The organism is Rhizorhapis sp. SPR117, assembly GCF_021742065.1.
This window is the reverse complement of the sequence record NZ_JAKKIE010000095.1, coordinates 1-8,947: the sequence shown is the minus strand read 5'-3', so window position 1 is coordinate 8,947 and position 8,947 is coordinate 1. Positions and strand designations below refer to the sequence as shown.

At 64.8% G+C, this 8,947-nt stretch carries 8 protein-coding genes; 1 reads left to right on the top strand and 7 read right to left on the bottom strand.

The genetic code is table 11. The features are described from left to right. The 6 genes from L3X40_RS19950 to phbB all read right to left on the bottom strand — a co-directional run. A partial coding sequence (locus tag L3X40_RS19950) for an ABC transporter permease (protein WP_237367141.1) occupies nucleotides 1-431 on the bottom strand: 431 nt, incomplete at its 3' end. A gap of 1 nt (nucleotide 432) precedes the next feature. Next, nucleotides 433-3,189, bottom strand: coding sequence for a ribosome-associated ATPase/putative transporter RbbA (gene rbbA / locus L3X40_RS19945; protein ID WP_175485393.1), 2,757 nt, complete (start codon nucleotides 3,187-3,189; stop codon nucleotides 433-435). A gap of 11 nt (nucleotides 3,190-3,200) precedes the next feature. Beyond that, a complete protein-coding gene (locus L3X40_RS19940) occupies nucleotides 3,201-4,274 on the bottom strand; it encodes an HlyD family secretion protein (protein ID WP_048576326.1) in 1,074 nt (357 codons plus the stop codon). Beyond that, a complete protein-coding gene (locus tag L3X40_RS19935) occupies nucleotides 4,271-5,668 on the bottom strand; it encodes an efflux transporter outer membrane subunit (protein ID WP_092959732.1) in 1,398 nt (465 codons plus the stop codon). The genes L3X40_RS19940 and L3X40_RS19935 overlap by 4 nt, the downstream gene beginning before the upstream one ends. Before the next feature lie 166 nt (nucleotides 5,669-5,834). Continuing rightward, nucleotides 5,835-6,254: a hypothetical protein gene (locus L3X40_RS19930; protein WP_092959735.1), complete on the bottom strand. Its 420-nt coding sequence runs from the start codon at nucleotides 6,252-6,254 to the stop codon at nucleotides 5,835-5,837. Nucleotides 6,255-6,358: 104 nt separating this feature from the next. Beyond that, the gene (gene phbB, locus L3X40_RS19925) at nucleotides 6,359-7,087 is read right to left on the bottom strand and encodes an acetoacetyl-CoA reductase (protein WP_048576323.1); all 729 of its coding nucleotides are present in this window, start codon (nucleotides 7,085-7,087) and stop codon (nucleotides 6,359-6,361) included. Between the two features lie 166 nt (nucleotides 7,088-7,253). Here phbB and L3X40_RS19920 point away from each other — a divergent pair, with 166 nt between their 5' ends. Then, nucleotides 7,254-7,946: a TetR/AcrR family transcriptional regulator gene (locus L3X40_RS19920; RefSeq protein WP_092959737.1), complete on the top strand. Its 693-nt coding sequence runs from the start codon at nucleotides 7,254-7,256 to the stop codon at nucleotides 7,944-7,946. Nucleotides 7,947-8,094: 148 nt separating this feature from the next. Here L3X40_RS19920 and lptB read toward each other — a convergent pair whose 3' ends face one another. Then, the gene (gene lptB / locus L3X40_RS19915) at nucleotides 8,095-8,859 is read right to left on the bottom strand and encodes an LPS export ABC transporter ATP-binding protein (protein WP_048576357.1); all 765 of its coding nucleotides are present in this window, start codon (nucleotides 8,857-8,859) and stop codon (nucleotides 8,095-8,097) included. Between the last annotated feature and the right edge of the window lie 88 nt (nucleotides 8,860-8,947).

Here is an 8,947-nt window from a genome sequence, read left to right as displayed (position 1 = left end):
ACCTCGCCCTGGACGATCTGCTGGATATAGCCGCCGCCGGTGAACGCCTGGCTCATCCGCGTGGCGTCGATGTTGAGCTGGACGGTCGGCTGGCGGCCGGCGAGGACGTCGCGCTGGAAATCGGGCGGCAGGTCGAGCGCGAAGGTGTAGCGCCCGGCGTCCATGGCAGGATCGACCTCACCTAGGGAGATCAAAGCCGGCTGCGTGAAATGCGGCGGATAAAAGGCTCCGGTGATCCGGCTGGACAGCGGCGACTGATCCTCGTCGACAACCGCAATCGGCGCCTTGTTCAGTGTCTCGGGCATGGCGGAGGCCGCCACATAGATGCCGAGCGAGAAAGCGTAGACGATCAGGACCAGCATCATCGGATCGCGCCACAGGCTGCGCAGTTCTTTGACGCCCAGACGTCCGATATTGGCGATATGCCGCATCTCAGCCCTCCTGCTTTTTCAAAAGCGCGACGGACAGTGCGAGCAGCACCGGTACTGCCACGGCCAGCGCCAGAAGCGGCTGACCCAGATCGCCGAAGCCCAGCCCCTTGGAGAAGACGCCCCGACAGACGGTGACGAAATGGGTGGTCGGGAAGATGCGCCCGACGAACGCGCCGACGCCCTCCAGCGACGAGACCGGATTGATCAGCCCGGAAAACTGCACCGCCGGCAGGATGGTGCCGATCGCGGTGGCGAACAGCGCCGCGATCTGGCTGCGCATGAAGATCGAGAAGAGCAGCCCGATCGCGGTCGCGGACAGCGTGTATAGCAAGGCCGCCACCGTCATCGCCAGCACATTGCCGGTGATCGGCACGCGAAAGACGAGCAGCGCCAGCAGCACCAGCAGCACATAGTTGAGCATGGCGAGCGCGACATAGGGAAGCTGCTTGCCGAGCAGGAACTCGATCCGCGTGATCGGCGTGACATAGAAGTTGATGATCGAGCCCAGCTCCTTCTCGCGCACGACGCTGAGCGCCGTCAGCATCGCCGGGAACAACAGCAGCAGGACGGGGATGACCGCCGGCGCGATCGCGACCAGGCTCTTGACGTCGGGATTGTAGCGGTAGCGCGTCTCGATATTGATGAGGCCCACCGAGGGCCGAGCGCCAAGCTCTTGCACGGCCATCTCTCCCAGCCATTGCGCGTGCAGTGCCTGGATATATCCCTGCACGGTCTCCGCCCGCATCGGCATGGCGCCATCGATCCACACGCCGATCTGGACCGGATCGCCGCGGCGCAGGTCGCGCGCGAAACCCGGTGGAATCTCGATCGCAACGCTGAGCTCGCCATCGCGCATGCGCCGGTCGAGCTGCGCATAATCGGTGATCGGCGGGCGTTCGATGAAGTAGCGGGATCCCGCAAGATTCAGAGCATAATTCTGGCTGGTGGTCGTCCCGTCGCGATCGAGCACCGCGAACGGCAGGTTCTCGACATCCAGGCTGATGCCATAGCCCATGATGAACATGAGCAGCACGCTTCCCAGAAGGGCGAGCGTGGCGCGGATCGGATCGCGACGAAGCTCCAGCGCCTCGCGCCGGGAATAGCTCAGCATCCGTCGGCGGCTGAAGGTGCGGGAAAAGGACGAAGCAGGCTCAGCCTTTGTCTCGGTGGCCGGCGCCGCGGCCGCCACTCCCGCCTCCGCCCTTTCATCTCCGCCCGCCGCGTCCTCCAGATAGCTGATGAACGCATCCTCGAGGTTCGTGCTGCCGCGCTTCTCGACGATCGCCGCCGGCGTATCGCTGACCAGCACCTTGCCGGCATGCATCAGCGAAATCCGGTCGCAACGCTCGGCCTCGTTCATGAAATGGGTCGAGATGAAGATCGTCACCTTGTCGCCCCGCGACAGGTCGATCATCATCTGCCAGAACTGATCCCGCGCGATCGGATCGACGCCCGAGGTCGGCTCGTCGAGGATCAGCATTTCAGGCTTGTGGATCATCGCGACCGCGAGGCTGAGGCGCTGGCGCTGGCCGAGCGGGAGCGCGTCCGGCAGCGCGTCCATGATGTCGGTCAGGTCGAAGCGTCCGGCCATCTCCTCGACCCGGGCGGGAATCTCTTCCGCCGGCACATGGAAGAGCTGTGCATGCAGCTCGAGATTCTGCCGGACCGTCAGCTCGGAATAGAGCGAGAAGGCCTGGGACATGTAGCCCACGCGCCGACGCGTCGCCACGTCGTCATTCTCGACTTCGCGCCCGAACAGCCACGCTTGGCCCTCGCTCGCCTTGAGCAGGCCGGTCAGCATCTTCATCGTCGTCGACTTGCCGCAGCCGTTCGAACCCAGGAAGCCGAAGATTTCGCCGCGCTCGATGCGGAAATCGACATGATCGACCGCTGTGAAGTCGCCGAACCGCATGGTCAGCCCCTTGGCCTCGATGGCGATCTCGGTCTCGCTCCCGTCGCTGCGCGGAGGGATGGTCACGGGCTTGTGACCACGCCGGCGCTCTTCGGGCAGCAGGGCGATGAACGCCTGCTCCAGGCCGTCGGTGCCGGTGCGTTCATAGAAATCCACCGGAGTGCCGGTTGCGAGGATCTGCCCCGCATCCATCGCCACCAACCAATCGAACCGCGCAGCCTCCTCCATATAGGCGGTGGCGACCAGCACGCTCATCCCAGGCCGGTCGGCGCGGATGCGGTCGATCAGGTCCCAGAACTGCGCGCGCGACAGCGGGTCGACGCCCGTGGTCGGCTCGTCGAGCAGCAGGAAATCGGGGTCGTGGATGAGGGCGCAGCACAGCCCGAGCTTCTGCTTCATGCCACCGGAGAGCTTGCCGGCCGGACGTTTGCGGAACGGCGCAAGGCCGGTGCTCTCGGTGAGCTGGGCGATCCGCCGCTCGCGTTCCTGTGCATCCTGCCCGAACAGGCGCGCGAAAAATTCCAGATTCTCGTCGATGGACAAGGTCGGATAGAGATTCTTGCCCAGGCCCTGCGGCATATAGGCGATGCGCGGACAGACCGCTTCGCGGTGGCGCCGGTCCGCCATATCGCCGCTAAGAACCTCGACACTGCCCTCCTGGATCACGCGCGCGCCGGCGAGCAGCGAGAACAGGGTGGACTTGCCGACGCCGTCGGGGCCGATCAGCGCGACCATGCGTCCGGCCGGAATTTCCAGATCGATGCTGTCGAGCGCCCGCGTCCTGCCATAGTGCAGGCTGACGCCCGAAAGGCGTGCCGCCAATTCCGGCGAGGCGCCCTCCGACATGCCGGGCGCGGTCATCGCGACACGTTGACGGTCAGCTTCGCCGGCCATTCGGCATCGCGGCTGGTCCGCACATAGGCCATGCCGGGCAGCCCGGTCTTGACCTGGGTGATGTGGCGATCGAGCAGGGCGGGATCGATCCGCGCCTTCACCCGGAACATCAGCTTCTGCCGTTCGCTTGCCGTCTCGACGGTCTTGGGCGTGAACTGCGCGACATCGGCGACGAACGACACCTTGGCCGGGATCACATAGTCGGGCGCGGCATCGAGCACGATCCGCACGTCGCTCCCCAGGGCCACGCGTCCCGCCACGGTCTCGGGCAGGAAGAAGGTCATGTAGACGTCGCCGAGATTGACGAGGTTGAGTACCCGCCCGCCGCCGGCGACGACCTCGCCCGGCTGGGCCACGCGATACTGGACCCTTCCGGCCACCGGAGCGCGCAGGTCGCTGTCGCGGATATCGGCCTCGATCCGCTCGATCGTAGCGCGGGCCGCATCGACGTTCGAGCGCGCGCCGATCACCTGGCTGCGCGCGGTGCCGATGGCCGAATCGACCGCCGCCATCTGCGCGCGCGCCGCCTCGACGGCGGCCGTCGCGCCTTCGACCTGCGCCTGATCGTCGTCGCGCTCCTGCACGGCAGTGGCGCCCTCGCGCGCCAGCGTCTCCGAACGCGCCAGCCGCTTGCGCGCGGCGTTCAGCTCCGCCTCACGCTGCCGGACGGCGGCAAAGGCGGCCGCGCGCTCGCTCTGGCGCTGCGACACCTGGCTTTGCGCGATCAGGATGGCGTTGAGCGCCTGGGCGAGCTGCGCCTGTGCCTCGGAGCGCTGGGCGTTGAGGACATCGATGTCCATATGCGCGACAACCTGTCCCGCCTTCACGAAGTCGCCCTCGTCGGCGACGATGTCGCGTATCCGCCCAGGGGTTTTGGCGGAGATGTCGATCTCGATCGCCTCGATCCGGCCGTTGCCGCCAATGATGCCGTCTGGAAGGTCAGCGGGCTTGAGCAGCAGCCAGAGGATGATGGCCACGGCAACAATGGCCATGGCGATGCCGCCCCTGATGATCCACGTCTTCTGGGGCATCGTCATTGCACTGGATTCCTGGTTTCAGCCGTGTTGATGTCGAAGGCTGGATTCTGGATGAAGCCCCCGCCCAGAGCCGCATAGAGGGCGACGGCGCTCCCGAGATGGGCGCGGCGAAGCTGGACAAGCGTCTGCTCGGTGTCGAACAGGTCGCGCTGCGCGTCGAGGACTTCGAGATAGGCCGAGCGCCCGTTGTCGAAACGCAATTGGGCAAGGCGCGCGCGTTCCTGAAGCGCCGCGAGCATCGTGCGCGTCATTTCGATCTGGAGGCCGAGTTGCCGGCGCCGGACCAGGGCATCCGAAACATCGCGGAACGCGGCCTGCACCGTCCCTTCATAGTCCGCGACGGCAATCACCTGCCGGGCCTTCGCGACGTCGAGATTGCCCTTGAGGCGTCCGGCGTTGAACAGCGGCAGGCTGATGGTCGGCGTGAAGTTCCAGGAGAGGCTTCCATCCCTGAACAGACCGTCCAGCTCGCTGCTCGCCGTGCCGAAGGCGCCGGTCAGGCTGATATTGGGAAAGAAGGCGGCGCGCGCGGCGCCGATATTCGCATTGGCGGCGCGCAGGGAATATTCCGCCGCCACGATATCGGGCCGGTTGGCCAGAAGCTCCGACGGCAGGCCAGCGGGAAGCGCCATCTCCGGGGCCGATTCGGCAAGACCGAGCGGCCCGGGCGGGATGTCGACCGGACGCCCGACCAGCAGCGCCAGGGCGTTGCGATTGACGTCGCGATCCTGGTCGAGCGCCTGCAGCGCCGTCTGCGCCTGCGCCAGCAGGGTCTGTGCCTGGGTCATCTCGAGCTTCGAGCCCGATCCCACCTCATACCGCCGGCGTAGGATGCGCAACGACTCCTCGCGCGTCGTGATCGTCCGGCTCGCTAATTCCGCGCGCTCTTCATATTCGCGCTCGAGCAGATAGCCGTTGGCGACCTGGGCGATGAGGTCGGTCGCGATCGCGCGCCGCGCTTCCTCCGTCGCCAGATATTGCGCCCGCGCCGCCTCGTTGAGGTTGCGCAGCCGGCCCCAGAAGTCGATCTCCCAGCCGGCGCTCAGCTGGGCGTAGATCTGGTTGCCGGTGACCGCCTGGCCCGTCACCGACAGATCGGCGGGGGTTCGTCCCCGCGTTCCGGTCGCCACGGCATCGAGTTGGGGGTAGAGCGCCGATCCCTGGATCCGCCACGCCGCCCGCGCCTCCGCGACGCGCCCTGACGCGATCCGGATATCGCGGTTGTTCTCCAGCGCAGCAGCGATCAGCGTGCGAAGCTGCGCCTCGCGGAAGAAATCATACCAGCCGATCCGGGCGATGGACGGCGAGCCGGAGGCCGATGCGGCATAGGTTTGCGGAACGGGCTGCGGCGGACGGACATGCGCCGGCGCGAACGAGCAGCCGGCCAGAAGCATGGACGCAGCGAGACAGGCTGCGCTTATCGCTGGCCGTCGGTATCTGGCCAATGTGATCTCTGGAACGGCCATATCGTCGCGCACTGCCCCCTGGTTCGGTCTTCAAATAGGCAGCTCCCGCCCGGGGGACCGGGCGGGAGCCGTTGTTCGCCGTGAGTTGCGACCCTCAGGCTGTCGCGGAAACTTTTGCAGGCGCCTTCGCCTTCTCGGGCTCGGCCACAGATATCTGCTTGGCCAGGGGCTGGAACCACGTCCGGAACGTATCGGACAGTTCCTGCTGGTTGGTCGTCTGCGAGAGCAGATCTTTCCAGCTACCCTGCCATTCGTCGACGGCCGCCTTGATCTTGCTCACCGAGGCCTCCCGGCTCTTTTCGACCTCGCCGAGCAGGCTCGTGACCGCGTCGCTTCTGAAGCTCGGGACAGTCCCCGGCTTCAGTTCCTTGAACTGATCGACGAAGAGGGTCGCCGCCTTGCTGCCGATCTGTGCATACTCCTCGCCACCGCTCCGGGCGATCTCGGCGAATTTGAGGACAAGCTCGCCATTGGCCTTGGCAAGGGCGGTAATCTGATCGAGGGGATAGCTCATGGGTCAGGTCCTTTCGAGAATCGAGGCGGGAGGAAAAACAGTTTCCGTTGCGATGCTGCGCTGCGATATGAGGGATTGTCCTTACGCACGATGGCAGACGAGGCTCAGCCATTGGCGATATATTGCCCTCCGTTGATGGTAAGCACCGAGCCCGTGCAGAAAGCCGCCTTTGGCGAGGCGAGATAGGAGACCGCTTGCGCGACCTCGTCGGGGTCGCCGAGACGGCCGACAGGGATGCCGGCGATGATCCCGGCGCGCACCTCCTCCTTGACGGCGGCGACCATGTCGGTGTCGACATAACCGGGACAGACCGCGTTGACGGTTATGCCGCGCGCGGCATTTTCCTGAGCCAGCGCCTTGGTGAAGCCGATCACGCCCGCCTTCGCCGCGGAATAGTTGACCTGCCCTATCTGGCCCTTCTGCCCATTGATCGACGAGATGTTGATGATCCGGCCGAAGCGCCGCTCGCGCATGCCCTCGATGATTGCGCGGGTCATGGTGAACATCGAGTCGAGGTTGTTCGCCAGCACGGACCGCCAATTGTCCCAGCTCATCTTGTGGAAGACCCCGTCGCGGGTGATGCCCGCATTGTTGATGAGGATGGACACCGGCCCAAGCCGTTCTTCGACCTGGGCCACGCCGTCCCGGCAGGCCGCCTCGTCCGCAACGTCCCATTTGAACACCGATATGCCGGTGTCCTGCTTGAACCGGGCGGCGGCGGCGTCATTGCCATGATAGACGGCCGCCACCTCATGGCCTTCGGCCTTCAGCGATCGGGCGATGGCCGCGCCGATCCCGCGCGTGCCACCGGTTACGAGTGCGATATCCGTCATGATCGTCCGGGTCCGTTCCTGTTTCAGATGCGCCGCGAGGTTTCCCCCACAGCTCCTCCCCGGACAATGCGTATGTATACTTAGCGGTTTTGTTATCGCCTCCTGGCGATACCGGATCAAGTCAAAACTCATGCAAGACCTGGATGATCGGGTTAGAGACGGTTTTATGACAAGAGCAACATCAACCGGACGTGCCAGGCGCCTGCCGCCGCGTGACCCCAAAGGGGGCCGGCCGACGCAGGAAATCGCGGCGCTACTGGGCGTTCATATTCTTGATGTGGCGCTCGAACAGTTCATCGCCCATGGCGTGGAAGGCGCCAGCATGGAGGGGATCGCGATCGCCGCCAGCGTCTCCAAGCGCACGCTCTATTCCCGGTTCGGGTCCAAAACGGCGCTGCTTGTCGCTGCCGTCGAGCATGGAATCGCGCATCATCTCAGGCCGATCGCATCGACCATTCCGGCCGGCTCGACGCGGGACAAGCTGCTCCATGTCGGCAGGAAAATCCTGGATGCATCGCTCAAGCGTGAGGTTATCGGCCTGGATTCCCTGATCAACTGGATCGCCGATCATGAATCGGAAGCCGGCCAGGCCAAGCCTTCGATGGGAGCCAAGGCGGGAATTGCGATCATCCAGTCAATTCTCGAGCAGGCCCATCGCAACGACGGCAGCGACAGCTCGGTCGACCTGTCGTTCCTGGCGGCGTTCCTCTTCGACGCGTTCGTCACAAGCCCGCGGCAGCGCATTCTCCTGCGGCATGAGCTGGAAAACACGTCTCGCGCCAAATCCGACTATCTTGAGCGCACCATGAATCTCATCGCGCGCGGAATGCCCTTCCTGGACGAAGACTGTTCCGGTTAACTCCATGTTCGATCCTGTTGGACATGGACTCCGACCGCAAATCTGGCACCATGGCGTCGCCCCGATGCATGAGCACGAGCAGGACGCCGTCAAAGATGGCCTGTGCTGACCGACGGCAACGGAGCGCTATGATCAACCAAAGGACAGGTCACTGCTCATAGTCCTCACCAAGGTAGAGTCTGCGCACATCGGGATTGTGAAGCACCGCGTCGGGCGTCCCCTCGAACAGCACCCTTCCCTCATGGATGACATAGGCCCGGTCGACCAGTTCGAGCATCTCGTGGACATTATGGTCGGTTATGAGAACGCCGACGTCATGCTGCTTGAGGTCGCGCACCATCAGCTTGATATCGACGATCGACAGGGGGTCGATGCCGGTAAAGGGCTCGTCCAGCAACATGATGGCCGGCTTCGCGGCCATCGCACGAGCAATCTCGGTGCGGCGGCGTTCTCCGCCTGACAAAGCCGGAGCCGGCGTATCGCGGACATGGGCGATGCTGAATTCGGCGAGCAGCTCATCGAGGCGCGCCGCGATCACCGCGGGATCATCCGTGCGGCACTCGAGCACCGCGGTGATGTTTTCCGCGACCGTCATGCCCCGAAAGACCGATGGCTCCTGCGGAAGATAGCCCAGACCCCGTGCCGCGCGCCTGTCCATCGGAAGCGCCGTGACATCCGCTCCGCCAAGCAGGATCCTGCCGGCATCGACGCTCGTCAAGCCGATGATCGCATAGAAGGAGATCGTCTTTCCGGCGCCGTTGGGACCAAGCAGCCCCACGATCTCGCCCGGTTTGACGTTGAGCGAAACGCCGTGGAGGACCTTTCGGGCACCGAATGATTTTTCGATCCCCACAATCGAGAGCCCTTCGGCCGCACCGGCGGAACTCTGCAATTCGCCTAGTCGACCGGTCACCGGACCGCCATCCGTATGAACAGACGTGCCGCTATCCACGGCTCTCCGGTTCCCCTGCGAGAGTGGGTTTTCCAGAAAGCTCGCGATG